Source organism: Herpetosiphon giganteus (assembly GCF_016907925.1).
GTDB lineage: Bacteria > Chloroflexota > Chloroflexia > Chloroflexales > Herpetosiphonaceae > Herpetosiphon > Herpetosiphon giganteus.
On sequence record NZ_JAFBCZ010000044.1, the window covers coordinates 13,599 to 38,690 of the forward strand.

Consider the following 25,092-nt stretch of genomic DNA (forward strand, 5'->3'; position numbering starts at 1 on the left):
AGGCTAGTCGGCTTTTACCATGGTCAGCAAAGATGCGGTATAATTAGCACAGAGGTGCGAAAATGCCAGATTTATCCCATACCAATATTGCCAATCATGCGCTGTTTGAAGAGCGCTTGCGCAACTTGCCGCTCGCCCCAGGCGTGTATATCTATCGCGATCAAGCCAATACGATCATTTACGTGGGCAAATCCAAAAGCCTGCGCGATCGGGTGCGCTCGTATTTTGGTGCGCCACGCGGCCTGACCAGCAAAACCCGCCGTTTGGTGCAAAATATTGCCGATTTTGAATTTATTACCACCGACACCGAGCTAGAAGCCTTGCTTTTAGAAATGAATCTGATCAAAAAGCATCGCCCACGCTACAATGTGTTGCTCAAAGATGATAAAAGTTATCCCTATATTAAAATTACCAAGGAAGAATGGCCACGAGTGCTGCGCGTGCGCAAAGTGATCGAAGATGGTGGCATTTATTTTGGGCCATTTGCCAAAGCCAGCAGCGTTTATGCAACAATTGAATTATTAAATAAATTATTTGCGTTTCGCTTATGTAACGATGATATGTTTAAAAAGCATGCCCGAATGAACCGAGCTTGTATGTATTATGATATTAAACGCTGTCTTGGGCCATGTGCCAATAATTGTACAAGTGAAGAATATAGTACAGCGATTAATCAAGTGCGCTTATTTTTAAGTGGCAAGCCCGAAGCAATTTTGCGCGATCTGAAAGTAAAAATGAACCAAGCTGCCGAAGATTTGCAATTCGAGCGCGCGGCCTATGTGCGCGACCAAATTAAGGCAGTTGAGCGGGTAATGGAACGCCAAAAAGTGCTCAATACCGCCGCCAGCGACCAAGATGTGATTGCCTTTGCCCGCGATGAAGGCAAAGCAGTCGTCCAAGTTTTCTATATTCGCGGTGGCAAACTGATTGGATCGGAGCCGTTTACCCTGCAAGGCACCGAGGAAGAACATCCAGAAGCCTTGATGAGTTCATTTTTAACCCAATTTTATGATGCAGCCGCCGATATTCCGCCCAATATTCTGTTGCCCGATTATCCCGAAGAAACCCAAATTATCGAGCAATGGCTGGAAAGCAAGGGCGGGCACAAGGTCAGTTTGCAAGTGCCACGGCGCGGCGATAAAAAAGATTTGGTTGATTTGGCGGCCCGCAACGCCAGCCAAACCCTCGATCAACTGCGCTTGCAATGGCTCAACGCCGAACAACGGGCAACGGCTGGGTTAAGCCAATTGCGCGATGTCTTGAATTTGGCCGAATTGCCGCAACGCATCGAATGCTACGACATTTCCAATACCCAAGGCACCAATTCGGTGGGGAGTATGGTGGTGTTCGAACAGGGCGAGCCAGCCAAAAAGCACTATCGCCGCTTCAAAATCAAAACCGTCGAAGGCGCAAACGATGTGGCCTCGCTCAGCGAAGTGCTGCAACGCCGCTTTGCCCGCGCCGATGATACGGGTCAAAGCGCCGATCCAGAGCCAGCAGAGCAAGCAAGCGCCGAGCAAAGTAGCAACGACGAAACTTGGACAGTCCTACCTGATCTGATTTTGATCGATGGTGGGATTGGCCAAGTGAATGCAGCCGCCAAAACCTTGGCCGCAGCAGGCTTCGAGCATATTCCAGTGGTTGGCTTGGTCAAGGGCGATACCAAAGGCCACTTGCCGTTTGGCTTGGTCAAGCCAGGTCAGCGTGTGCCAATCGCCTTTGCCCAAAACGATCCTGGCTTGCATCTTGTACAGCGGATCGATGAAGAAGCTCACCGGTTTGCGATTAGCTATCACCGCAAGTTGCGCACGAAAGGCATGCTGCGCTCGACGATGGAAGATATTCCAGGCATCGGCCCCAAACGCAAAAAGGCCTTGATCAACGCCTTTGGCTCGCTCGATGGCATTCGCAATGCCAGCATCGAGGAGCTAGCCGCCGTGCCCGGCATGACCCGCAAAGCCGCCGAGGAGATCAAAGGGCTGTTGTAGAAGGATGAAGGATGAAGGATGAGGGATGAAGGCAAAAATCAAAAGTCAGAAGTCAAAATTTAACGCAGAGGCGCAGAGAAACCAAAGGATGAAGGCAGAACATAGAGCATAGAACATAGAGCATTCAACCGAGAGGCGCAGAGAAACCAAAGGATGAGGAATGAAAGCAAAAGTCAGAAGTAAAAAAAAGAGGGGAGCGAAAATTTAACGCAGCGGCGCAGAGGGACATGAGGGGGCAGGATTCAGGGATGAGGGGTCAGAAAATGTAATGGCAAAACAGAAAGCGGATTGGATCTAGGATTGGATCTAGTAGAATAATCAAAATAATCTGTGCAATCTGTGGCGAAAAAAAAATACTCATTCGTGCAATTCGTGGCGAAAAAAGCTTCGTAGTTGCTCGTCCTTCGTGCTCTTCGTGTCCTTCGTGGATCAAAACCAGCCCCAATGCAGATCGTATGCTCTATGTTCTATGCTCTCGCTTGCAAGCGTAACAATTTTGCAACAAACGCAGCATCGTAGCTTTGACAACAGCCAAGCCATGGTGTATCATCTTAGCGTTGTCGGGGCGTGGCTCAGCCCGGTAGAGCACAGCGTTCGGGACGCTGAGGTCGGAGGTTCGAATCCTCTCGCCCCGACCACCAATCACCGTTTTGGCGGTGATTTTTTGTTTTTAGGCTTTTGACAAGCCTGCACCGCTGGTTGATAATGGCCTGCGCTATGCAAAGAAGCAGATTTTTTCGATTCCAATCACTCTTTTGGCTTCTCATCGTTGGGGTTTGCGCAGGCAGCCTCGCCGCTTGGTCGTGGCTTGAAAATGAGCAATGGCGCGGCGTAAGTACGCACGTCGATCAGCCAATTGCTTGGGCCAATGTGCCGCAAGGTGGCGTAAATTTGCCCAGTTTGCACTTCGAAGCGCCCGAGGTGATTTCGCGAACCCTCGATACAGCCAAAGCCGCTGGCTTTTATTGGCTACGTGTGCAGTTTCCTTGGGAAGATATTGAGATTCACGCCAAAAACGATTTTCGCGATTATCGCCACGATTACAATGGCGATGGCACGGTCGACCAAACCGATGCAATCTCAGCTTGGACGAAATATGATGCAATTGTGGCCGCAGCCCAAGCCCGCAATTTGCAACTGATCGTGCGGCTTGATCGCCCGCCAAGTTGGGCACGCGAAAACTTGCCCATGGAGAGTTTTCGCGTCGCCAAACGCGAGCAAGACCCCGGCTCGACCGGCCCGCCCGATAATTATGCAGATTATGGCGATTATGTGACTGCCGTGGTTGAGCGCTATCGCGGTAAAGTGCGCTTTTTTCAAATTTGGAACGAGCCAAATTATGGCCACGAGTGGAATTGGGCCGATCCCAATCCTGCTGAATTTATCGAATTATTGAAACTTGGCTATACCCGCGCCAAAGCTGCCAACCCCGATGCAATCATTATCTTCCCGAGCCTGACACCTGCTGATGGCTTCGATTGGCAAGCCAAGAACGATCTCGAATTTTTGGCCCAAATCTACGAGCGCGGCGGGGCGGCCTATTTTGATATTTTTAGTGCGCAGGGCTATGGCCTTGGCCAGCCAGCGACCGAGAATCGCTATGTGCGCCCAGTGCTCAACCCCGATGGTTCGTTGAAGCGCGATAAACTTTGGCAACGTCCGCTCGATTCGCGCACCGATGTGACGCGGGTTGTGTTGCTGCGCGAAGTGATGGAGCGTTATGGCGACGAGCATAAAGCGGTTTGGATTAGCGAATTTGGCTGGAACAGCTCACCAGTAGCAACCCAATATGGCGCGCCAGTCAGCGAAGACCAAAAAGCCCAATATCTGGTTGAATATTTGCAACGTGCGCGCCAAGAATGGCCATGGCTTGGCGCGATGAATATTTGGTTTTTGCGGCCTGGAGTTGGCTTCTCGCCCGAAGATCCAACAATTCATTTTGCCTTGCTCAAGAGCGATTGGACTGAACTGCCAGCCTATAGCGCCGTTAAATCATATCTGAATCAAGCGCCACAATTGGGCATTGGCCGCTATCAGCCAACTGATTTGCTCTGGCAAACCAGCGACGAATACGTGGCAAATTGGTGGGGCGAACGGCTGAGCGTCGAAAGTGTAGGCCCAATTGAGCTAGAAGTTGATGGCAAAGTGCTTCCAACCCAATCCTTTGAGGGCGAACTAGGCCAGCATCAGCTGCGCATTCGCGGCGAGTGGCAAACACTCACGATTAGCCGCCAACGAGCGTGGTGGTGGCTTTGGGCCAGCATTCCATTTGGGCTTTGGCTCGGCTTGTTACTAGCATTGAAGCGTTTTTGGAGCGTCCTAGTACGAAAGAGAACTGTATGATGCTTGCACGTTGGCGTTGGCATCCATTGGCAACTGTCGGGGTTAGCGGCATCACAGCGTTGGCAATTTTGGCTTTATATCGACCAAAGCGCTTTGCGCCCTTGGTTGGCATCGATGAAGCTGCTGCGCACAATTTGCTCTTTGCGCTGGCGTTGCTAGCGCTTTTTGCGGCACTTGCTTGGGTGCGCCCCGAAATTGGCTTGGCTGGCGTGGCCGCAACAATTCCTTTCAACTATCGCTCGCGTGGCTTTTGGGATGGCGACTTTCCGTTTATCGATGGCAAATATTTTCCATTGCACGAACTGCTGTTGCTGGTTGTTTTAGGTGTAACGGCGCTTGATCTTGGTTGGCGCTTGCTGCGTGGGCGCAGTGCATGGCGCGTTTGGTGGCGCGAACATTGGCGCATGCTGCTGCTGCCGTTGGCTTGGCTGCTGATTGCGACATTTGCTGCAACGTTGGCCGTACCTGAAGGCCAAGCAGAGGCATGGCGCGAATGGCGCTGGATGATCGTCGAGCCATTGCTGTTGTATGGCTTGATTCTGTATTGGCAACCGCGCTACCCCGTGCGGCGCTGGCTGCTGTGGGGCTTGCTGGCTGGCAGCGCAATCGTAGCAGTGATTGGCATTTTGCAATGGCGCGACCTCGATTGGACTCCGATTGACGGCACGGGCATGTGTTTTAGCGATTTGATCGTTGATTCTGGTGGCACCAAACGCACCTCATCGGTCTATTGTCACCCCAACAATTTGGCACTCTGGATGGATCGCGCGAGTATGTTGGCGGTTGTGGCTGCTGCTTGGGCACTCTGGCAATTTTGGCGCAAGCACAACTGGCAAACGGCGGCGTGGTCGCTGATCTATCTTGGGGCCAGCAGTTTATTGGTGCTCAGCCTGATGCTGACCTATTCCAAGGGCGCGCGTTTTGCCGTAGCCTTGGTATTAATTGGCCTAAGTTGCTTGCCGCGCCGTTGGTGGCTGCCGCTGATCACCAGCGTGGTACTTGGTGGGTTGTTGCTCTATTCATCGTTGAGCGGGCCTGAGCGTTTGAGCGTAACAGGCGATTCCAGCTCGGCACGCTTGAGCATTTGGCGCTCAGCAACCGCCATGATTGCAGATCATCCAGTTTTAGGCATTGGGCTTGATCAATTTTATTTCTATTTCAACCCCCAATACAATCGCGGCTATATCGAGCCAGCACTGGCCAACGATCTTGCGGAGCGCAACACAGCCCATCCACATAATTTGTTGCTCGATCTATGGCTGCGGGTTGGAATTGGAGGCTTAATTATTTTTGCGAGTTTGGCGTGGCGCAGCGTGCGGCGCAGTTGGCAGATTTGGCATAGCGATCAGCCAGAACGCTGGTTGGCACTCGCCGCGATTGCAGCTTTATTGGCTGGCTGGCTTCATGGCGGCGTTGATCAAGGCTATTTCTCCAGCGACATTGCCATGGTCACATGGCTCGCCTTTGGCATGATCGATAGCTTTCGGATTAAGCAAGCGGATGTAGCCAAAATAGGACAATAATTCTATTGAAAAGCGCAGCATTTCGCCCTAAAATCTATTTAATATTTTTAATATTTATCAGTGTAGCAAACCGTAAGAATAAAAACGCGCTATAGGTTGAGGAGTGCTGGCCGTGGAATTTGATCCATCGCAACCGAATGCAGGCCGAATTTACGATTATTTGTTGGGTGGGAGCCACAATTTTGCAGTTGATCGCGCGGCAGCAGAACGCTTGGTGCAGATGATTCCAACGATTGAAAATGGCGCGCGCTTAAATCGTTGGTTTTTGGATATTGCGATCAATCGTTTGGCCGATGTGGGCTTTACCCGCTATCTTGATTTGGCCAGCGGCTTGCCGACCCAAGGTTATATTCACGAAATTCGCCCCGATGCCTTGGTGCTGTACAACGATTATGATCAGGCAACCGTCGCCTATGCGCGTGAAATTATCGGCAACAATCCTCGGGTTATTTATCACCACGCCGATATTGCTGAGCTTGAATCGATTTTGGCCCAAGCTGACCAACATTTTGCTGGCGAACGCAAGCTGGCAATCTGCATCATTGGGGTTTCGTATTTTTTGGATGATCAGGTGTTGCGCCAAACGCTGCAACGCCTATATGATTGGTGCAGCCCAGGCTCGCAACTCGCTATATCGTGGCTGACTCTGCCCGAAAACCCCAACCCCAAATTACAAGAATTACTGGCCCGCTATCAGGCCATGGGCAGCCCAATTTATCCGCGTACAGTTGCTCAAATCAACCAGTTTATCGCGCCATGGACGTTGCTTGAGCCAGGCTTTCAACGGCTCTCCGAATGGAACGAAATTGATGGTACGTGGATTATCGAGGGCGATCGCCAAGCAGACGACGATCAAAGCGATATGTATGGCACGTTTATGATTAAAGGCTGAGTGAGAGCATAGAGCATAGAACATAGAACATAGGGGTTAGGGATTAGGCTATCGGCTCTAGGTGTAATAGTTCATTGCGTTAACGACGGTTTGCCCCCTCACCCCAACCCCTCTCCCATGGAGCGGGCGAGGGGCTTTAACGCCGTGGTTCTTGCGCAATACGTCGGTAAAAACCGCTGCTCCCCTCGCCCGCGTGCAGTGGGAGCGGGGCTGGGGGTGAGGGAATGCCACTCGTTGTCAATCCAATGAATCATTACACCTAGAGCCGATACCGTATAGCCTAACTTCGTGCTCTTCGTGGTTAACGCAACGCATCCAAATCTGGGCGCAGTACGACGCTTTCTTGCTCGTTGGGGTCGGTGCGCGCAATAATCGCCACGGCTTCTTCAGCATACGGGTTGAAGGGAAAATGTGGCATACCCGCGGGAATATACACATATTCACCAGCATGAACGACCGCATGGCGCTCCAATTGATGGCCATAATACATTTCTACCGTACCACTCAGCATATAAATTGCGGTTTCGTGGCTTTCGTGATGATGTGCTTTGGCCCGTGCGCCAGCAGGCATGCGCAGCATATGCATACACAGCGCCTGCGAGCCTGCGGTTTCGGCAGCAATGCCAGCAAAATAGTTAAGCCCTTGTTTGCCAGCAAAGCCACTTTGTTCATTAGGCCGGATAATCACGCAATCGGCTTGTTCAGACATCCGCATTTCCCCCAGTTATTAGCTTTCCCAAAATGGCTTGAGCACGCCGCGATCGACCAAGACCTCGCGCATTTCGAGCATGGCGGTGTAGGTTGGCAGCATCGTCAAGGCCGTGTCGTTGGCAATTGCCAGATCAAAGGCTTGGGCCAAATCTGGCTCGACATGGATTTGTTGCTGGTCAATCCCAGCATATTTCAGCCGATTCGCCATATCAGCCGCCCGCGTGCCGCTCACCACAATCTGTTGGGTATGGCCAGCCAACGCCTCAAAATCTGCATCCCAAAGCCATGAAACATCGGTACCATCGGCAATTTTATCGTTAATCGCAATCATCAAGTTAAGCGGCGCTTGGCTCCCGCTGGTAATCATGCGCACGGTTTCGCTTGCACCTATCGGATTTTTAATCAAAGCCATCAGAACCTGTTTTTGCTGATAGTCAAAGCGTTCGATGCGCCCGAAGGCGGCGCTAAATTGCTCCAAAGCCGCGCGAATAATTGGCAACGGCACATCCAAGGCGCTGGTGGCGGCAATCGCAGCCAAGGCATTTAGGGCATTGTAGAGGCCAGGCAAAGGCAAGCTTAATTCGAGCGCTTGCTGGCCTTGGGGTTGATTCAACACGACGCGCAAGGTACTGCCGCGCGTGCCATCAAGCTCCAATTGGCGCAGCACAATGTGCGGCTCTGGCCGGCAATGACCGCAGGCGGGGCAATGATAGCGCCCGATATGGCCATAATAGGCAGGATCATAGTCATAGGGCTGGCCACAACGGCGACAGAAAATCGAATCGGCGGCATGGCGCAGCGCATCGTTGCCATGGCGTGTATCTTCGAGGCCATAAAAAAGCACGTTGGCTTGCAAGCCAGTTGCCAAATCGGCGATTGCGGGATCATCGGCGTTCAACACAACGGTGCTTGTGCTAGGCAGCGTGGCAAGCACTTTTTGCCATTTTGCGGCCAGCGTATCAACCTCACCATAGCGATCAAGCTGATCGCGGAAGAGATTGAGCAGCAACACCACTCGGGGCTGGGTTTCGGCGATGGCGGCGGGCAAATGGGCCTCATCAACCTCGAACAAGGCCCGTTGATAGTGCGGCTCGCCCCAAATGCCTAGATCGAGGGTGGCAGCGGTTAGCCCAGTGATCAAATTTGCGCCAGCCCGATTATGTAATGCAGGCTGGCCTTGTTGGCTGCAAATTGCCGCGATCATGCGGCTGGTCGTGGTTTTGCCGTTGGTGCCAGAAATAAGCATCACCCCGCCATTGAGCCGCTGCGCCTGATGCCGCAGTACATCGGGCGCAACCCGACGTGCAATCCGACCAGGTAAATTTGTGCCACCGCCAAAGCCAAATTGGCGGCTTGCCCATTGCGCTAGCTGCGCAACACTTAATGCAACATGCTCACGTAGTGTCATGATTATCCTCAGTCACAACCAGCCCATACTTTCTGGAGAGTAGGATAGCATAAAAGTCACATTAGAGAGAACATAGAACATAGAGCATAGAACATAGGTATCAGGCTATTGGCTATTGGCTATTGGAACCACGAAGCACGCGAAGATCGCGAAGTTAAGTTTTTGATCCACGAAGGACACGAAGATGGCTTCATCCCTCATCCTTCATCCCTCATCCTTCATCCCTCATCCTTCATCCTTTCTTTTGCCTTTCGCTACGCATTCTCGTATACTAAACGGCGTTAACAACAATTGACCTACGCAAACTATAGGCGGGAGTATATGCAACCGAATGGAATCTTAACCCTAACTACCGATTTTGGCAGTGTTGATGCGTATAGCGCTGTGCTTAAAGGAGTGATTCTCTCGGTTAATCCGCAGGCTACGTTGATCGATGTGACGCATGAAATTGATGCGCAGCGGATTGCCCAAGCAGCCTATTTATTGCATACAGGCTATCGTTACTTTCCCGATGGCACTGTCCATTTGGTAATTGTTGATCCAGGGGTGGGCGGCGATCGCAAGGCCGTGGCGTTGTGTTCGCCACGTTGGGCCTTTGTGGCTCCCGATAACGGGGTGCTTTCGTATGTGTGGAAAGACCTTGTGGCAGAATTTGGCCGCGAGCAATTGCAGTTGATCGAACTGAGCGATAAGCGCTGGTGGTTGCCCAAAGTGAGCGCAACCTTCCATGGTCGCGATATTTTCGCTCCAGTTGCGGCCCATCTTTCCAAAGGTTTGAAAGCTGAAGAACTTGGCAATCCATTAGCTGAATTAGTCGAGTTGCCGCTAGCCGAGCCACGCCATCGCCTTGATGATGCATGGGAAGGGCGAATCATCCACGTTGATAATTTTGGCAATTGTATTACCAACATTACCCGCGATTTTATTGCCCAACACGGCAGCATCGAGCAAGTTGAAATCGGCATTCTCGATCAGCAAATTGGCCGGATTTGCCGCACCTACGCCGATAGCGAGTGGGGCATGGTAATGGCGCTTTTCGGCTCCAGCGAACGGCTTGAGTTGGCGGTGCGCAACGGCAATGCCGCCCGCATGCTCGGCGTTGGCATCGGCGATAGCCTGCGCATTCGCTTTATAGAAGGATGAATTATGAGGGATGAAGTATGAAAAAGGGTAATCAAGTATTCATCCTTCATAATTCATAATTCATCCTTTGCCAAAACTATGTTTGATACTCTCAATAGCGAAAGATGAGGGATGAGGGATGAGGGATGAAACAAGGTAATCAAGTATTCATCCTTCATAATTCATCCTTCATCCTTCCGTAAAAACTATGTTTGATACTCTCAATAGCGAACAACGGGCGGCGGTTATGGCGCAGCTGGGGCCTGTTTTGGTCAAGGCTGGCGCAGGCAGCGGTAAAACCCGCGTCCTCACCTACCGCATCGCCTATCTGATCGAACAGGGCGCAAGCTCCGATTCGATTGTTTCGGTAACGTTTACCAACAAAGCTGCCAGCGAACTGCGCACCCGTTTGCGCGATTTGCTGGGCAAACGCAGCCGTGGCCTCACCGCCGGAACTTTTCACGCCATTTGTGGCAAATTGCTGCGCCAGCATATTACTGGGCGCATTCGCAATTACACCGCCAATTTTACAATCTACGCTGGCGACGAGCAGTTGCAACTCGTTCAACAAGCTATGGATAGCTACACTGGGCGCATGCCGCATGATCTTGAAGCACCGCAGGTGCTGAATTTGATTTCGCGCTTCAAAAGCCGCATGCAACCGCCAACCCTTGCCCGCCAGATGGCCAACGATCCGCTAAGCCAGTATGCAGCGGCGATTTACCGCACCTATCAACGTCAGCTTGAGCGCTCGAATGCCGTCGATTTCGACGATATGATCGTGATGACCTACAAGCTGCTATTTGAGCATCACGATGTGCTCGATGAAGTGCAATCGCGCTGGGCACATGTGCTTGTCGACGAATATCAAGATACCGATTCGGCGCAATATGCCTTGCTTGAGTTGCTTTCGCGGCCAGTTGGCAAGCGTCCGCGCTCATTATTTGCAGTCGGCGATGCCCAACAATCGATCTATGGCTTTCGCAACGCCGATTACACGATTATCAATCGTTTTACTCGCGATTTTCCCGAAGCGCAGGTTGTTGAGTTGCTGACCAATTATCGTTCGCGCCAAGAAATTCTTGATGCAGCCTACGCTGTGATGCGCCATTCGGTGGCCGTGCCAGCGCTGACCTTGAAAGCGGCCCGCCGTTCGCCACCAGTGCCAGCCTTGGTAATCAACGAAGCAGCCGACGATCGCGCCGAAGCCGATGCCATCGCCAAATCAATTGGCAGTTTGCTCAGCACAGGCCGCCGCAGCAAAGATATTGCAATTCTCTATCGCTCGCGGCATATGAGCCGGGGGCTGGAAACCGCCTTGCGCCAAGCGCGGATTCCTTATTCGCTCAAAGGCCAAGCAGGCTTTTACGATCGGCGGGTGATTCGCGATGCCTTGGCTTTCTTGCGAATTATTGCTAATCCCAGCGATAGCCTGAGCATGAATCGAATTATCAATGTGCCAGCCCGAGGAATTAGCGCCAACACAATTGCCCATCTCACCAGCAAAGCCGCGGCCTTGGGTTTACCGATTGGCGAAGCAATTTTGAAGCGCGAAGCCTGGGAAGGACTCAGCGATCGGGCGAGTCAAGCAGTCAGCGATTGGGCACGCAAAATCTATCGTTGGCGCAAATTGGCCAGCGGAACCTACCCGCCAGAAGGCTTGCTGCAAACGGTATTGCAAGAAAGTGGCTACCAAGCCATGATCGAAAAGGATTGGAAAGATCCTGATCGCAGCGATGCCCTCGCCCACTTGGAGGAGTTGCGGGTGGCAGCGGGCGAACATACCAACCTTGCGGCGTTTTTGCAAGAAATTGCCTTGCTGACCAATGTTGAAGATAAAGATGAGCGCGATGCGGTGCAACTGCTGACGATTCATGGAGCCAAAGGTTTGGAATGGCCAATCGTCTATGTGGCGGGCTTAGAAGAAGGCACGTTGCCCCACGAACGCTCATTAGTTGAAGCAGGCGGCGTTGAAGAAGAACGGCGCTTGTGTTATGTCGCTTTGACGCGGGCTGGCGAACAACTCTACCTTTCGCATGCCAAAAAACGCCAGCGCAACACCCGCAATCCATCGCGCTTTCTCGACGATATTTTGGTCTATGGCCGTGAACGAGCCAAAGCCAAGGCTTTCTAACCATTCGTTAACGTTTAGGTAAACTTTTGAGCCTACACTCTGAGTGTTAGGATTTTTGAAGCGTAGGAGTGACCAATGAAAGAACTTATTGCCCAACTTGTCCAAAAGGCCAACTTAAGCGAAGAACAAGCCAACAAGGCGGTTGAAGTGGTCAAGGGCTTTTTGGGCGACAAATTGCCAGAAGGTTTGCGCGGTCAAGTCGAAAGCTTCCTGACTGGCGAAAATGTGATGGATGTGGCCGACAAAGCCAAGGGCTTGCTCGGCGGGCTGTTTGGCAACAAAGAATAATTTCAGTCACGAACCAATCGATGAAAAGGCAGCCAAGCTTGGCTGCCTTTTTGTTATGTCTGCAAGTGAGCAAAATTTGATACAATAGCACTACTGTGTTGCTAAAGGAAGCGAATCTATGCAAAGCACTCGCACCGTTGATCCCGATCAACAGCCTGATCACCTGCGTTTAGGCCGTTATTTGGGATTAACTGCCATCGCGATTTATGTCGGGTTATTGATTGGCGCGACGCTGACGGTAATCATCCCTGATGCGTCAGATTTCATCATGCAGTCAAAAATCCCGTTGAGTGGCTTTGCAGTGCTTTTTCAAGGCTTATTTTTTATTGCTGGACGCTTTTTTGCCCGGCGTAATCAAATTAAGCCAAGTATCTATCTGATGATTATTGGTTGTACTGTATTACCAATGATCATTACTTTTTTCAACCCAATCGAATGGCCACTCAGCGTTTTATATGTTTTTTTGATGTTGATTATTGCAGTACAGTTTGTCAATAGCCATCATCTCAAACAAATTAGCATTGTGGCATGGATTTCGGTTATCGTTGTCACATTCTTAGGTTTCATTTTCAATGACCAATATAATTATCCCAAAATTAATGTTTTGCTGATTATGATTACCTCGGGAACGCCAATTGTGACCATGATTATCTCATTGTTATTTAGTTTTCATCGGCGATTAAACTTGACCGTACGCGAAGTCAAACGAATTAATTATTCGCTGGAAGAATCGCGAGCTTCGTTAGAGCAACAAGTTGGCCAGCGCACAGAGCAATTGCAACATACGCTGGTCGAATTACAACAACGTAATCAAGAACAAGCAGCCTATGTTAGCCAAATTGAGCAGCAACGCCAAACAATTCGCGAACTGAGCGTACCAGTATTGCCAGTCAGCAGCGATACGCTGGTGTTACCAATTGTCGGAACGCTTGATAACGAGCGTTTGCGCGATTTGCAGGTGATTGCGCTGGGCGAAATTCAACAGCGCCGTGCCCAACGCTTATTGCTCGATGTGACTGGGCTTTCGTGGTTTGATAACGATGTGGCAACTGGTTTATTGCGCTTGGTGGATTCGGCGCAGTTGCTGGGAGCCAAGGTTGCCTTGATTGGCGTGCGGCCTGAAGTGGCCCAAGCCTTGGTCAACTTGGGCATTGTGTTCGAACATGTGGCTATCTATCGCGATTTGCAATCGGCCATGCACTAGGGAAATGGCCGAATTGCCCCAACAAAACGGCTATTCCAATAGCTATTGGATAAATCGGAAACCCGAATGCCCAAGTTTTCGGAGAGCGCCTGAATGACGTTGCCATTGCCAGCGTAAATGCCAACGTGGCTCACGCCTTTTTTATAGGTATTTTTGAAAAAGACAATATCGCCGGGCACTAAATCGTGTTGGCTGGTAATTTTTTGGCCATAGCCGCCAGTCCATTGTTCGGCGGCGCTGTGCGGCATATCGATGCCCAATTTGCCATAGACATACAACACCAAACCTGAGCAATCGAAGCCGCCACGCGGAGTCTCGCCACCCCAAACATAGGGATAGCCAATATATTTGCTCGCCAAGCGGACTGCTTCAAGCGCGTTGGGCGAGGCACTCAAGGTTGGCACGCGGCGCAAAATATAATCATCTGCTTGTAAAAGTTCAGCCGAAACCCAGCCCTCAGTGCCATTATTGGTGCGCACATTGAACCAGCCAGCACGTTGTTGCAGCAAATTAACTTGGCCTTGCTCAGCGCCCAAGGTTGTGATGATCTTCGAACCAGTTTGGGGCGCAATCCGCACATTGGCCCGCTCGACATTCAGTTCGGCCAATAAAGCCGGATTTGGGTCGGCGTGCTCAGCGATTTGGGGCAATGCTTGGGCCGAACTTGCCAAGGCCACATAACTATCATCAACCCAGCCCAAAGCCCGTTGTGGCGTGACCACTTGCAGCCAGCCCTCAAAGCGGCCAACCACGGTTAGCGGCGTTGTGTTGGGCAAAATGGCCATGGGCAAATAATCGACACTTGGGCCATCGCGCAAATTCAATTCATCGCTTGCGACCAAGCCAGCAATCGTGGTGGTAAACACCGTATCGGCAGAAATTGGCTCAGCCAACAAACTGCTGGTTAATGGCAAGGTTTCGGGAATAGCCAAGGCTTGGGCTTCAAGTTCAGGATTCAACACCGGCGCTTGCCAATCGGCAGGAATCGGCTCATCGAGGGTTGCACCAACCCTGACAATTTGCGGCGTTGCGGTTGGCGGAATTGGGGCGAGCGAGGTTGCAGGAAACGTCCACCAAAGCAGCAAAGGCACAGTTAACCCAGCGCCAAGCAACCAGCCAGCGATCTGCAATCGCCGCCGATCCCGCGCTAGGATTGGCAATTGGGGCATATTGATGAATCCTTATTCTTCAAAAATAATCCCATAGGCCTGATTCAACTGCGTTAAGGCAGCAGCAGGCAGTGGCAAACCAAATTGTTGAATGGCATCGCTGAAATCATGGAAATAGTATTCGAAACCTGCCGGAGCCGCAACTATTAATGCAACACAGGGACTGGTTCCAAGGGTGCGAAACGAATGGCGCACACCCATGGGCAGATCAACCGTGGCCCCCTGCTTGGCAATAATCGTCTCGCCATTGATCCAAAACTCAAAAATTCCAGCTTGGATAATAAAGGTTTTATCTTCGCGAGTATGCATATGTTGCATAACACCGGTTCCAGGCAAGCTGGTATATTCAACTAAGGAAAATGCGCCATCAGTATCCGAGCCAGTGAGCTTGACCGCAACTTGGCTATGCGAGTCGTTGGCGATCGGACTTTCCAAGAGCATGGTATGATCGGCAAGCTGTGACATAGGCAACCTCCGCTGATTATGATCATTATAGGCGATGGTTTTCGCCCTGGCTATGGAGCTTTTATGGGATTTGAAACTAATACTATTCGCTTCCTTTTGGAAGCCCGAAGTACTGGTGTCCAGTTTAAACAGAGTTTAACCCTAGGCCGTCAGGGGATGCACCTTGGGGTGTACGATTTACAACAGGTTTTTGCCCAAGTAGGTGAGACGCTACCGCTGATTGTGGCCCAAACCCTCACCCGCGATGCAGTTGATGGCGAGCCAATGTTTGCCGAACCACTGCTGCATTATCTTGGGGCCAGCAGCGCCGATTCAATCGATTTTTCCGATTATGAATCAGCGACGATTTTGCAGGATCTGAATCAGCCAATTCCTGCTGAATTGCATGGCCGATTTAGCAGCGTGATTGATGGTGGCACGCTTGAACATATCTTCAATCTGCCAATCGCGCTGCAAAATAGCTTAAACATGGTTGCTGAGGGTGGCCATTTTCTGGCGATTACGCCATGCAACAATATGGCTGGGCATGGCTTTTATCAATTTTCGCCAGAGCTATTTTGGCGCATTCTGACCCCTGAAAATGGTTATCAGCTGGAAAAAATGTATGTTTTCGAGATGTATCCGCATGCACCGTGGTATCGGGTGCACGACCCCAAGGCAGTTGGTGGGCGGGTTACGTTGCAAAATCGCCGTCCAGCCTTTTTATTGGTTCAAGCCAAACGAATCAGCGCCACGCCAATCGAACGCCTCAAAGTGCAACAAAGCGATTATGTGAGCGTTTGGCAGGCTGGTACAGGCTCACGCCGACCATCGTTGGTCAGCCGCCTCACGACACCGCTGCGCCGTCGCTTGCCAACCAGCCTCAAAATGGGCTTGCGAAAAATCAGTTTTCGGCTCAAAGATGGCTTGACACTGCTGCGCTCGCCGTATCGGGCCAAGTATTACGATCGGTATAAGTAGGGGTTGGGGAGTAAGAACATAGAGCATAGAACATAGAACATAATCCTAAAAAATTTGTGCAATCTGTGGCGAAACATAGCCTTCGTGTCCTTCGTGCCCTTCGTGGATCAAACCTTTAACGCAGAGGCGCAGAGAAAGCATGGCTGCGGGCTATCGGAACAATAATCTGAATAATCTGTGCAATCTGTGGCGAAACATAGCCTTCGTGCCCTTCGTGCCCTTCGCGGTTTCAATCCTGCGTGAATCGGCATTTAACGCAGAGGCGCAGAGGAGCATGGCTCTTGGCTTGAGGCTAGCGGAATATTTGTATGAATTCCATGATGCTACCTCCAATAGCCAATAGCTGTACTGGTTCATGAGGTTGGCAACCAGAGTATGCCCTCACCCCCAGCCCCTCTCCCACTGAACGCGGGCGAGGGGAGCACTAGTTTTACCGACGAATTACGCAAGAACCACGGCGTTAAAGCCCCTCGCCCGTCGGACGGGCGAGGGGTTGGGGTGAGGGGTAAACCGTCGTTAATCCAATGAACCAGTACAAATAGCCAATAGCCAACAGCCTATCACCCTATCTTCGTGTGCTTCGTAGATCAATCCGATAGCCCATAGCCAAAAGCCCATAGCCCGCGTAGAACAATCGCCGATTTGTCCTACATTCGTTCATCAAGTTGTCGCTGATTGTACCCGTAGCACATCTGCTATACTTAGGGACGCGAAATCGTCCCGCAAGCCAAACTGTTCCTCCCAAACATCGAGGAGTGTAGCAATGACACTGATTGAAACGGTTGATGCAGCTGAATATTTCGAGCCAACATCAACTGAACTGAGCAGCCAATCGATCTCCGCAATGGCGCGTGGCATGGTTGGTTCTGAAATTTTGCGAATTGCCGGTAATGTCCGCACGTTGCAAGCCCAAGGCCGCACAGTCTGTAATTTCACCGTCGGTGATTTTGCGCCTTCACAGTTTCCAATTCCTGAAGCGTTGCGCGATGCAGCAATTGAATCGTATAGCGCTGGCCGCACCAACTATCCGCCTGCCGAAGGGGTGTTGGCATTGCGCAAAGCAGTGCTTGCCCACTACGAAAAGCGGTTGGGTCTGCGCTATCCATTGGAAAGCATTCAGATCATCTCTGGCGCTCGCCCTGGCCTCTACGCCGCCTATGGCGTATTGATCGATCCAGGCGAAACGGTGATTTACCCAGTGCCGTCGTGGAACAACAATCACTATGCCTATTTGTGTGGCTCAAAGGCGATTGAGGTTCCAACCCGCCCAGAAGATGGCTTTTTGCCAACCGCTGCCTTGCTTGAGCCATTCATCCAAGAAGCTCGTTTGATTTCGATCAACTCGCCGCTCAACCCCGCTGGCACAATGATCTCGCCAGAGGAATTGCGCAAAATCAGCGAATTGATCGTGAATGAAAATACGCGGCGCAAAGAGCTTGGCTTGCGTTTGCTCTATCTGGTCTACGACCAAATTTATTGGGAATTGCAGCTTGGCGATATTCGCCACGTTACGCCAATCGAAGTAATGCCCGAAATGGCTGCCTACACGATTTTCATTGATGGGATTTCTAAATCGTGGGCAGCGACCGGCTTGCGGGTTGGCTGGGTTGTAGCACCACCCCACATCACCGATCGGATCAAAGCTTTCTTGAATCACGTTGGCGCGTGGGCTCCTCACCCAGAGCAAGAAGCCACGGCGCATATTTTGAGCGCAGACAATGTGCTCGACGATTTCTATGCCAATATGCATAATGAAGTTCGCGCCCGTTTGAATTTGATCTACAACGCAGTGCAAGAAATGAAGGCTGCGGGCTTGCCAGTTGATGCGATTGCACCCCAAGGCGCAATTTATCTTTCAACCCAATTCGATTTGGTTGGCAAGAGCCTCGATGGCGTGCCAATTACCAGCAACGCCCAAATTGGCGATATTTTGCTGGAGCAAGCAGGCGTGGCCTTGGTGCCATTCCAAGCCTTTGGCCTGCGTCAAGAAACTGGCTGGATGCGGCTCTCGGTTGGCGCAGTTTCAGTCGCCGATGTCGAGCAATGTATCCCTCGGATGCGTGCAATCTTGGAGCGAGTCAAGTAGCATGATCGATCCACGTGGCCTGCGTTTGCTGCTTGCCCGTCATGGTGCGACCGCTTGGAATGAAGCGGGACGCTACCAAGGTCGCGCTGATGAAGGGCTTAGCGAGCGCGGCCACACTCAAGCATTGCAGCTTGGGCAGTGGCTCAGCGAGGAAACTCCAGAAATTGTGCTTCATAGTGGCGCACGTCGTACAGCCGAAACGCTGGCGCGTGCGCTGCCCACAGTTCAAGCCAACAGCGACCCCCGTTGGCGCGAAATTGATCATGGCGAATGGGAAGGCTTGACCTATCGCCAAGTTTTAGATCAACATCCTGAGCAAGCCTGCGCGCATTGGGCCGATCCCTTGCATATTCCCGCTCCCCAAGGCGAAACCCTCTTAGCTGTCGCCGAGCGGGTTCAAGCAGCCACCAACGATCTCATTGCGCAATACGCTGGACGTTGTGTCCTGTTGGTTGCCCACGCCACCAGCCTACAAATCTTATGTTGCCACGTATTTCAAACGCCGCTTGCGCTTTATTGGCAGTGGAAATTCGACCTCGGCAGCCTTTCGTGCCTTGAACTCTACCAAAGTGGCACGATCATCAATTGGCTCAATCGCGGCTACACCCGCCCCGCAAGCTGCTAACCAAACATCCTATCTCGGCTATAATCAGAGCCTATCAGCAAACGATCCAATCAAATTGGAGTATTGAGTATGCCACGTTGGGCACTTTTGGCCGATGTTCATGGCAATCGTTTGGCCTTAGCGGCAGTTTTGGCTGATCTTGCGCAACGCCACGTTGATCAGGTTATTAATCTTGGTGATAGCGTGTATAGCGTGCTCCAACCACGCTGGTGCGCTGAACAACTGGCGCAAATCGCTACGATCTCAATTAGTGGCAACCAAGATCGCATCTTGTTCGAAGAAATTCCAATAGCGCAACAAAACCTCAGTTATCGCTTTGTGCAGGCCGATTTAGGCCCCAACGAGCGAGCGTGGCTTGCCAACCAGCCAGCAACGGCGATTGTTGATGATATATTTTGCTGCCATGGCACGCCAAGCAGCGATACCACCTATTTATTGGAGCATGTCACGCCGCAGGGGGTGCAGTTGCATTCAGAGGCAACGATTCGCGCCGCAATTCAAGGCGTGAGCCAATCGCTGATCGTCTGTGGACATAGCCATATTGGACGCATCGTGCAGCTGACCAACGGCCAATTAATTGTCAATCCAGGCAGTGTTGGTATTCCCGCGTATAATGATGACCTACCGTACCCTCACGTTATGCAAGCAGGCAGCCCGCATGCACGCTATGCGATTGTTGAACGCAACGCCCATGGCTGGCAAGTTGAGCAGTATGCGATTGGCTATGCGTGGCACGAGGCCGCTACTACTGCTCGCCACAACGGGCGCGAAAATCTAGCCCGCTGGTTAGCAACAGGTCGGGCACAGCTTGCTGATTAATTGCGGAAAGGATCGCTCGCTTTGACGCTTGATCAATGGTTTTATCTGGCAGCATTTGGCTTGGGTTTACTGATTATCATCATCACCAAGGCTCGCCGCCAAGCGCTCTGGCCCTCGCTCGAACACATGCAACGCTCATCGCGCTGGTTGTTTATTCAGCCGTTAGTGTTGGCCAGTTGGCTAATTACCGCAGCGGGCGTGGGTTTTCTTGCCCGTGGCGCTGGAGTTAATTGGTGGCTTAGCGGCCTGATTGCGCTGGCTGGTGGCTTGGCAGTGGGTTTATTGCTCTATCGCATGATTATCGAGCGCAGCATTGTGCAGCAGGCTGGTTCGGCTGCCAGCAAAGTTGGGCCAATCGGCCAGCTGGGTGTGGTGGTCGAAGCGCTGCCAGCAGAAGGCTTTGGGGTGGTCGCCTATGAACATCAAAAAGGCGCAGCCCGCATCAATGCCAGGGCAATCGGTGGCCGAGCAATTGAGGCAGGCTGCGCAGTGATGATTGTCGAAGTTAACGATCAAGGCGCGACGGTGCTACGCCTAGAATCGCTCGAAAGCTAGCCATAGATACAAAATGGCGTGCTTTGCTCGATGATTGGGCTGCCAGCAGGAGCGGTGTAGGTTTGCCATTCGGCAGGCAAGGCATTTAATTCAACCGTTTCATCGACCACAAATTGTACCAAGCTTTCGGTGGTTACGCCTTGATACACATGGGTGCTGGTGAATTTCCAAATCTGGCCTGTGTTAGCATCGATCCAAGCAATCCCCATATCGCCACCAAGATCAACTACCGTCAGTTGGCGACCATCAATTTCTTCGTTGCGCAAAATCGTGGCATTGGGAAAATCGTCGTTCGAGCCAAAAGCCCCATTGCCTACCCATTGGGTTAAGTTCAATGAACATTCATCGAACGGCGCTTTGATTGAGGTATTGTCGTGGGCGTTGTAGTTCCAGAAGTAGTTTTCATCGACAATCGTTGGCCCCATTTGGTAGCCGACTGGCTGGCCATTTAATGATTGGCGGGCTGGCTGATAGAATAAAAGATGGGATTGGCCTTGGGCGAGCCAAATCTCATCGCGATAATGTTCACCAATTTGGCCATCGCTGCGGGTGGTCGAAATTTCAATCGCAATATGCCGAGCCTTGCCATTGACCACGATTGGCTGAGTAGCAAAGGTTTCTGCCCGTTGAATCAACTCGGCGGCTGAAACGCTACGAGTTGGTTGATTCAGGCCAAAAATCAAGCCCAAACCGACCGCGACACTACAGGCGGCCAGCGCCAAAGCCCGCGCTGGGCGACGTTGAAAAAATGCTTGCATACTATTTCCTCGCTTAACTGGTGGCTGAAGTCCAGCCTGAATTCGTTGCATCGTTGCCGGTGCTGGGCTAAAGCGCTGAGCTTGCCCACTGAGCTGTTGACCAAGCACGCCATTTTCTAGCTCAGCCAAAGCTTGGTCAAGATCGAGATTATTGGTCATCGGCGAGCCTCCGTTTGAGTTGTTCAAGTGCTCGATAGGCGGCCATTTTGACCGCAGCCTCACGTTTGCCGACAATCTGGGCAATCGTTGCATAGGGCAATTGGGCAAAAAACCGCAGTTGAAGCAACTCCTGCTGTTCTGGTGAGAGTTGGGCCACAGCTTGCTGCAACAAGGCTTGTTGTTCAAGCGCCAGCATAGCCAATTCGGGCGATAATTGCTGGCTGGTAAGGTCATCGGATAAGTGGGTTTGCTGTTGGCGACGTTGGCCGCGCCGATAAAAATCGGCTAAACAGCGGCGCACAATCGTAAACAACCAGCCGACAAATGAGCCATTGGGCTTAAATTGACCAAGGCTTTGCCAAGCACGCTCGAAGGCCAGCGCCGCCACTTCCTCGGCATCGTGGTGCTGTTGCAAACGCGCCACAAGAAAGCGATAGACCGGCGTGATATAGCGTTGGTACAAGCGTACAAAGGCCTCATGATCGCCCGCCACTGCCAACGCCACATCACGGTGATCCTCCAACGTTTGCTGATCGAATGGCGTACGTTCAGCAACCAAGCGATGAATCAATGCCATATCGTCAGCCTCCTTGGGTGTTTGAATCGCCATGGCCTTGCAGCTAGAATATCGTTGGCTAGCGCCGAAAAGTAACAAACAGCCAAAAAACAGCACGTTTAGCAAGATTTTGCTTAATTCTAACAAACACTTAACTCAGCATTTTGGCGCAAGTAATCAGCTTTTTTGGCTTCAGAATGGGCTAAATCGATTTAGCACTCTCATGGCAAGAGTGACAAACCATACCTTGACAAGCTTAACGGAACGACATACACTAACACTCGGATTTAGCACTCATCACAGTAGATTGCTAAATGGTCAACTAAGGAGGACACAATATCATGTCTGATTTCCGGATTCGCCCCTTGGCCGATCGTGTGGTGATCAAGCCTCAAGCCAAAGAAGAAAAAACCAAGAGTGGCTTGTTCCTGCCCGACACAGCGAGCAAAGAAAAACCCCAAGAAGGCATCGTTGTGGCTGTTGGTGAAGGCAAGTTGGACGATAACGGCAAGCGTGTGCCAGTTGCAGTGCAAGTTGGCGATAGCGTGTTGTTTGCCAAGTATGCTGGCACCGAGATCAAGTTGGACGACGAAGATTATTTGATTTTGGCTGAAAAAGATATTTTGGCCGTCGTTCAAGGCTAAGGCTAATTCGCGACGCTTCTTAGGAGGATTATTTAACAATGGCAAAGCAAGTTGCTTTTAATGAAGAAGCCCGCCGCGCACTCAAACGTGGCGTGGACGTGGTTGCAGATGCAGTTAAGACGACCTTGGGCCCACGTGGTCGCAACGTCGCTATCGATAAAAAATTCGGCTCACCAACCGTAACCCACGACGGCGTTACCGTTGCGAAAGAAATCGAATTGAAAGACCCATTTGAAAACATGGGCGCACGCTTGTTGGTTGAAGCAGCAACCAAAACCAACGACGTTGCTGGTGACGGTACCACCACCGCTACCGTTTTGGCTCAAGCAATTGTCCACGAAGGCTTGCGCCAAGTGGCTGCTGGCGCTAACTCGATGATGATCAAGCGTGGCTTGGACAAAGGCACCGCCGTCTTGTTGCAAGCAATCCGCGATTTGGCCAAGCCAGTCAACGATCGCACCGACATCTCAAGCGTTGCTACCATCTCAGCTGCCGATTCGTCAATTGGCGATTTGATTGCAGAAGTGATGGACAAAGTTGGCAAAGACGGTGTTATCACCGTTGAAGAAGGCAAAGGCTTGGGCTACGAAACCGAATATACCGAAGGTATGCAATTCGATCGTGGCTACATCTCAGCCTACTTCGTCACCAACAGCGACCGCATGGAATCAGATTTGGAAGACCCATACATTTTGATCACCGACAAGAAGATCAGCTCGATCCAAGAAATCTTGCCAGTGCTCGAAAAGGTCTTGCAATTCACCAAGAACTTCGTGATTATCGCTGAAGACATCGACGGCGAAGCCTTGCCAACCCTCGTGTTGAACAAATTGCGCGGCACGATCAACGTGTTGGCAATCAAAGCTCCTGGCTTCGGCGATCGCCGCAAAGCCATGTTGCAAGACATCGCCATCCTCACCGGTGGTACGGTTATCAGCGAAGAAATTGGCCGCAAGCTTGACAGCGCCACGGTCGAAGATTTGGGCCGCGCTCGCCGCGTGATTGCCAACAAAGACGAAACCACGGTTATTGAAGGCCGCGGCGACGAAGAAGCAATCAAAGCTCGGATCGAACAAATTCGTGCTCAAATTGAAACCACCACCAGCGATTTCGATCGCGAGAAACTGCAAGAACGCTTGGCCAAATTGGCTGGTGGCGTAGCAGTGCTCAAGGTTGGGGCTGCAACCGAGCCAGAATTGAAAGAACGCAAGCACCGCGTCGAAGATGCGCTCTCAACCGCTCGGGCAGCAGTTGAAGAAGGTATCGTGCCTGGTGGCGGGATTGCCTTGTTGAGCGTATTGCCAGCGTTGGATAGCGTTGAGCCAGCGAACCAAGACGAAAAAGCTGCAATCTTGATCTTGCGCCGCGCCTTGGAAGAACCAATTCGCCAATTGGCTCGCAACGCAGGTGAAGATGGTGCCGTGATTATCGACACCGTGCGCCGCTTGCAAAAAGAACAAAACAACTCAACCCTTGGCTACAACGTCATCACTGGCGAATATGGCTCAATGGTTGAAATGGGCATCATCGACCCAGCTAAGGTAACCCGCTCGGCATTGCTCAATGCCGTGTCGATTGCCTCGATGATTTTGACCACCGATGCCTTGGTCACCGATATTCCTGAAAAGGAAGCTGCCCCAGCTCCTGGTGGCGGTATGGGTGGCATGGGCGGCATGGATTTCTAATCCAGCCCGTTCGGCAACACGAAACCCCTGTTGTTCAACTGAACAGCAGGGGTTTTCATTTAACTTGTATCATAAAACTATACAAACTTAGTAGGAGATTGATTATGTCAATTCGTGTCTGTTTAGCTGGGGCAACAGGCTGGGCCGGCTCGGCGCTGGCCCAAGGCCTTGCCAAAACCAATGATTTAAACTTGGTAGCGGCGGTTTCACGGAGCCATGCAGGCCAGCAATTGGGAGTTGTGTTGAATCAGCCTACGCTGGAATGTCTAGTGTTTGCTACGGCCAGCGAGGCGCTGAGCCAGCCCTGCGATGTGTTTGTTGAATACACCAAACCTGCTGTTGCCTTGGATAACGTGTTGCAAGCCTTGGCCCATGGCGCGCATGTGGTGATTGGCACATCGGGGCTTGATGATGCAGCCTATGCCACGATTAACGAAGCAGCGTTGCAAGCCCAGCGTGGCGTGTTGGCGGTTGGCAATTTTGCGCTCACCGTGGTGCTTTTGCAAAAATTTGCCTCGATTGCAGCCCGCTACATTGCGCATAGCGAGATTATTGATTACGCCAGCGACAAGAAAATCGATGCTCCAAGCGGCACAGCCCGAGAACTAGCCTTTCGCTTAGGCCAAGTGCGTGCTTCAACCCAAACCGTGCCAACCGAAGAGATTGTAGGCGAGCAAGCAACCCGAGGAGCGCGGATGGCTGAGCAACAAGTACATTCAGTGCGCCTGCCAGGCTACGTGATTAGCATTGAAGCGATATTTGGTATGCCCGACCAAAAGCTCATTTTGCGTCATGAGGCAGGCAATGGAGCAGAGCCATATGTTGATGGCGCGTTATTGGCGATTCGCAAGGTTAATACATTTGTGGGCTTGAAACGTGGTTTAGAGCATGTTTTAGATTAAACAAAAAGAAGACTCCGTTGGATGTCCAACGGAGTCTATCTTGGAATGGTACGCATCCCCCTACGTTCCCACAGCGGGTGCTGCAGTAGCCTCGGT

22 protein-coding genes and 1 tRNA gene are annotated in these 25,092 nt (G+C 51.5%); 17 read left to right on the forward strand and 6 right to left on the reverse strand.

What is annotated here, in order from left to right:
• The first annotated feature begins 62 nt into the window (after window positions 1–62).
• The 5 genes from uvrC to JOD20_RS24640 all read left to right on the forward strand — a co-directional run bounded on the left by uvrC (window position 63) and on the right by JOD20_RS24640 (window position 6,746).
• Entirely contained in the window at window positions 63–1,988 is a 1,926-nt protein-coding gene (gene uvrC / locus JOD20_RS24620; protein ID WP_204757827.1) for an excinuclease ABC subunit UvrC, read from the forward strand.
• Between the two features lie 561 nt (window positions 1,989–2,549).
• Window positions 2,550–2,626: transfer RNA gene (locus JOD20_RS24625), tRNA-Pro, on the forward strand.
• 79 nt (window positions 2,627–2,705) lie between these two features.
• Window positions 2,706–4,331, forward strand: a complete 1,626-nt coding sequence (locus JOD20_RS24630) for a cellulase family glycosylhydrolase (RefSeq protein WP_204757828.1) — start codon at window positions 2,706–2,708, stop codon at window positions 4,329–4,331.
• Window positions 4,328–5,854, forward strand: a complete 1,527-nt coding sequence (locus JOD20_RS24635) for an O-antigen ligase family protein (RefSeq protein ID WP_204757829.1) — start codon at window positions 4,328–4,330, stop codon at window positions 5,852–5,854. The genes JOD20_RS24630 and JOD20_RS24635 overlap by 4 nt, the downstream gene beginning before the upstream one ends.
• A gap of 112 nt (window positions 5,855–5,966) precedes the next feature.
• The gene (locus tag JOD20_RS24640) at window positions 5,967–6,746 is read left to right on the forward strand and encodes an SAM-dependent methyltransferase (protein WP_204757830.1); all 780 of its coding nucleotides are present in this window, start codon (window positions 5,967–5,969) and stop codon (window positions 6,744–6,746) included.
• A gap of 301 nt (window positions 6,747–7,047) precedes the next feature.
• On the opposite strand, the gene JOD20_RS24645 is transcribed toward JOD20_RS24640, so the two are convergent.
• The gene (locus tag JOD20_RS24645; RefSeq protein ID WP_420828962.1) at window positions 7,048–7,461 is read right to left on the reverse strand and encodes a cupin domain-containing protein; all 414 of its coding nucleotides are present in this window, start codon (window positions 7,459–7,461) and stop codon (window positions 7,048–7,050) included.
• 12 nt (window positions 7,462–7,473) lie between these two features.
• Window positions 7,474–8,865, reverse strand: coding sequence for a Mur ligase family protein (locus tag JOD20_RS24650; RefSeq protein WP_204757832.1), 1,392 nt, complete (start codon window positions 8,863–8,865; stop codon window positions 7,474–7,476).
• 321 nt (window positions 8,866–9,186) lie between these two features.
• Here JOD20_RS24650 and JOD20_RS24655 point away from each other — a divergent pair, with 321 nt between their 5' ends.
• The 4 genes from JOD20_RS24655 (at window position 9,187) to JOD20_RS24670 (ending at window position 13,613) form a co-directional block, all read left to right on the forward strand.
• The gene (locus JOD20_RS24655) at window positions 9,187–10,008 is read left to right on the forward strand and encodes an SAM hydrolase/SAM-dependent halogenase family protein (protein ID WP_204757833.1); all 822 of its coding nucleotides are present in this window, start codon (window positions 9,187–9,189) and stop codon (window positions 10,006–10,008) included.
• A gap of 187 nt (window positions 10,009–10,195) precedes the next feature.
• A complete protein-coding gene (locus JOD20_RS24660; protein WP_204757834.1) occupies window positions 10,196–12,121 on the forward strand; it encodes an ATP-dependent helicase in 1,926 nt (641 codons plus the stop codon).
• Between the two features lie 75 nt (window positions 12,122–12,196).
• On the forward strand, window positions 12,197–12,409 hold the full coding sequence (locus JOD20_RS24665) for a DUF2267 domain-containing protein (protein ID WP_110514783.1): 213 nt from the start codon (window positions 12,197–12,199) through the stop codon (window positions 12,407–12,409).
• Window positions 12,410–12,527: 118 nt separating this feature from the next.
• The gene (locus JOD20_RS24670) at window positions 12,528–13,613 is read left to right on the forward strand and encodes an STAS domain-containing protein (protein ID WP_204757835.1); all 1,086 of its coding nucleotides are present in this window, start codon (window positions 12,528–12,530) and stop codon (window positions 13,611–13,613) included.
• Here JOD20_RS24670 and JOD20_RS24675 read toward each other — a convergent pair.
• Window positions 13,610–14,782: a C40 family peptidase gene (locus JOD20_RS24675; RefSeq protein ID WP_204757836.1), complete on the reverse strand. Its 1,173-nt coding sequence runs from the start codon at window positions 14,780–14,782 to the stop codon at window positions 13,610–13,612. The two genes, JOD20_RS24670 and JOD20_RS24675, sit on opposite strands and share 4 nt — an antisense overlap.
• A 12-nt stretch (window positions 14,783–14,794) precedes the next feature.
• Window positions 14,795–15,247: a cupin domain-containing protein gene (locus tag JOD20_RS24680; protein ID WP_204757837.1), complete on the reverse strand. Its 453-nt coding sequence runs from the start codon at window positions 15,245–15,247 to the stop codon at window positions 14,795–14,797.
• Window positions 15,248–15,310: 63 nt separating this feature from the next.
• On the opposite strand from JOD20_RS24680, the gene JOD20_RS24685 reads away from it, so the two are divergent.
• The 5 genes from JOD20_RS24685 to JOD20_RS24705 all read left to right on the forward strand — a co-directional run bounded on the left by JOD20_RS24685 (window position 15,311) and on the right by JOD20_RS24705 (window position 20,292).
• Window positions 15,311–16,207 (forward strand): hypothetical protein, encoded by an 897-nt coding sequence (locus tag JOD20_RS24685; RefSeq protein ID WP_204757838.1) that lies wholly within the window; start codon window positions 15,311–15,313, stop codon window positions 16,205–16,207.
• A gap of 763 nt (window positions 16,208–16,970) precedes the next feature.
• Complete coding sequence (locus JOD20_RS24690; protein WP_204757839.1) at window positions 16,971–18,293, forward strand: pyridoxal phosphate-dependent aminotransferase; 1,323 nt, start codon at window positions 16,971–16,973, stop codon at window positions 18,291–18,293.
• A 1-nt stretch (window position 18,294) separates the two neighbouring features.
• Window positions 18,295–18,918 (forward strand): histidine phosphatase family protein, encoded by a 624-nt coding sequence (locus tag JOD20_RS24695; protein WP_204757840.1) that lies wholly within the window; start codon window positions 18,295–18,297, stop codon window positions 18,916–18,918.
• A 69-nt stretch (window positions 18,919–18,987) separates the two neighbouring features.
• Window positions 18,988–19,737 carry a metallophosphoesterase family protein gene (locus JOD20_RS24700; protein ID WP_204757841.1) on the forward strand — a complete coding sequence of 250 codons (750 nt, stop codon included), beginning with the start codon at window positions 18,988–18,990 and terminating at the stop codon, window positions 19,735–19,737.
• A 21-nt stretch (window positions 19,738–19,758) separates the two neighbouring features.
• Window positions 19,759–20,292, forward strand: a complete 534-nt coding sequence (locus JOD20_RS24705) for a hypothetical protein (RefSeq protein ID WP_204757842.1) — start codon at window positions 19,759–19,761, stop codon at window positions 20,290–20,292.
• Here JOD20_RS24705 and JOD20_RS24710 read toward each other — a convergent pair.
• Both JOD20_RS24710 and JOD20_RS24715 read right to left on the reverse strand, forming a co-directional pair.
• Complete coding sequence (locus JOD20_RS24710) at window positions 20,289–21,209, reverse strand: hypothetical protein (RefSeq protein ID WP_204757843.1); 921 nt, start codon at window positions 21,207–21,209, stop codon at window positions 20,289–20,291. The two genes, JOD20_RS24705 and JOD20_RS24710, sit on opposite strands and share 4 nt — an antisense overlap.
• Window positions 21,199–21,786 (reverse strand): RNA polymerase sigma factor, encoded by a 588-nt coding sequence (locus tag JOD20_RS24715; RefSeq protein ID WP_204757844.1) that lies wholly within the window; start codon window positions 21,784–21,786, stop codon window positions 21,199–21,201. Before JOD20_RS24715 ends, JOD20_RS24710 begins: the two co-directional genes overlap by 11 nt.
• Window positions 21,787–22,106: 320 nt before the next feature.
• Here JOD20_RS24715 and groES point away from each other — a divergent pair, with 320 nt between their 5' ends.
• The 3 genes from groES (at window position 22,107) to dapB (ending at window position 24,996) form a co-directional block, all read left to right on the forward strand.
• Window positions 22,107–22,409, forward strand: coding sequence for a co-chaperone GroES (groES, locus tag JOD20_RS24720; protein WP_054536209.1), 303 nt, complete (start codon window positions 22,107–22,109; stop codon window positions 22,407–22,409).
• A 38-nt stretch (window positions 22,410–22,447) separates the two neighbouring features.
• Entirely contained in the window at window positions 22,448–24,094 is a 1,647-nt protein-coding gene (gene groL / locus JOD20_RS24725; RefSeq protein WP_204757845.1) for a chaperonin GroEL, read from the forward strand.
• A gap of 104 nt (window positions 24,095–24,198) precedes the next feature.
• Complete coding sequence (gene dapB / locus JOD20_RS24730; protein ID WP_204757846.1) at window positions 24,199–24,996, forward strand: 4-hydroxy-tetrahydrodipicolinate reductase; 798 nt, start codon at window positions 24,199–24,201, stop codon at window positions 24,994–24,996.
• The last annotated feature ends 96 nt before the right edge of the window (window positions 24,997–25,092 follow it).

Bases quoted from the DNA above. Each gene is read 5' to 3' on its own strand.
- uvrC (WP_204757827.1), top strand. From the start codon at position 63: ATGCCAGATTTATCCCATACCAATATTGCCAATCATGCGCTGTTTGAA.
- JOD20_RS24630 (WP_204757828.1), top strand. From the start codon at position 2,706: ATGCAAAGAAGCAGATTTTTTCGATTCCAATCACTCTTTTGGCTTCTC.
- JOD20_RS24635 (WP_204757829.1), top strand. From the start codon at position 4,328: ATGATGCTTGCACGTTGGCGTTGGCATCCATTGGCAACTGTCGGGGTT.
- JOD20_RS24645 (WP_420828962.1), bottom strand. From the start codon at position 7,461: ATGCGGATGTCTGAACAAGCCGATTGCGTGATTATCCGGCCTAATGAA.
- JOD20_RS24650 (WP_204757832.1), bottom strand. From the start codon at position 8,865: ATGACACTACGTGAGCATGTTGCATTAAGTGTTGCGCAGCTAGCGCAA.
- JOD20_RS24655 (WP_204757833.1), top strand. From the start codon at position 9,187: ATGCAACCGAATGGAATCTTAACCCTAACTACCGATTTTGGCAGTGTT.
- JOD20_RS24660 (WP_204757834.1), top strand. From the start codon at position 10,196: ATGTTTGATACTCTCAATAGCGAACAACGGGCGGCGGTTATGGCGCAG.
- JOD20_RS24665 (WP_110514783.1), top strand. From the start codon at position 12,197: ATGAAAGAACTTATTGCCCAACTTGTCCAAAAGGCCAACTTAAGCGAA.
- JOD20_RS24670 (WP_204757835.1), top strand. From the start codon at position 12,528: ATGCAAAGCACTCGCACCGTTGATCCCGATCAACAGCCTGATCACCTG.
- JOD20_RS24675 (WP_204757836.1), bottom strand. From the start codon at position 14,782: ATGCCCCAATTGCCAATCCTAGCGCGGGATCGGCGGCGATTGCAGATC.
- JOD20_RS24680 (WP_204757837.1), bottom strand. From the start codon at position 15,247: ATGTCACAGCTTGCCGATCATACCATGCTCTTGGAAAGTCCGATCGCC.
- JOD20_RS24685 (WP_204757838.1), top strand. From the start codon at position 15,311: ATGGGATTTGAAACTAATACTATTCGCTTCCTTTTGGAAGCCCGAAGT.
- JOD20_RS24690 (WP_204757839.1), top strand. From the start codon at position 16,971: ATGACACTGATTGAAACGGTTGATGCAGCTGAATATTTCGAGCCAACA.
- JOD20_RS24695 (WP_204757840.1), top strand. From the start codon at position 18,295: ATGATCGATCCACGTGGCCTGCGTTTGCTGCTTGCCCGTCATGGTGCG.
- JOD20_RS24700 (WP_204757841.1), top strand. From the start codon at position 18,988: ATGCCACGTTGGGCACTTTTGGCCGATGTTCATGGCAATCGTTTGGCC.
- JOD20_RS24710 (WP_204757843.1), bottom strand. From the start codon at position 21,209: ATGACCAATAATCTCGATCTTGACCAAGCTTTGGCTGAGCTAGAAAAT.
- JOD20_RS24715 (WP_204757844.1), bottom strand. From the start codon at position 21,786: ATGGCATTGATTCATCGCTTGGTTGCTGAACGTACGCCATTCGATCAG.
- groES (WP_054536209.1), top strand. From the start codon at position 22,107: ATGTCTGATTTCCGGATTCGCCCCTTGGCCGATCGTGTGGTGATCAAG.
- groL (WP_204757845.1), top strand. From the start codon at position 22,448: ATGGCAAAGCAAGTTGCTTTTAATGAAGAAGCCCGCCGCGCACTCAAA.
- dapB (WP_204757846.1), top strand. From the start codon at position 24,199: ATGTCAATTCGTGTCTGTTTAGCTGGGGCAACAGGCTGGGCCGGCTCG.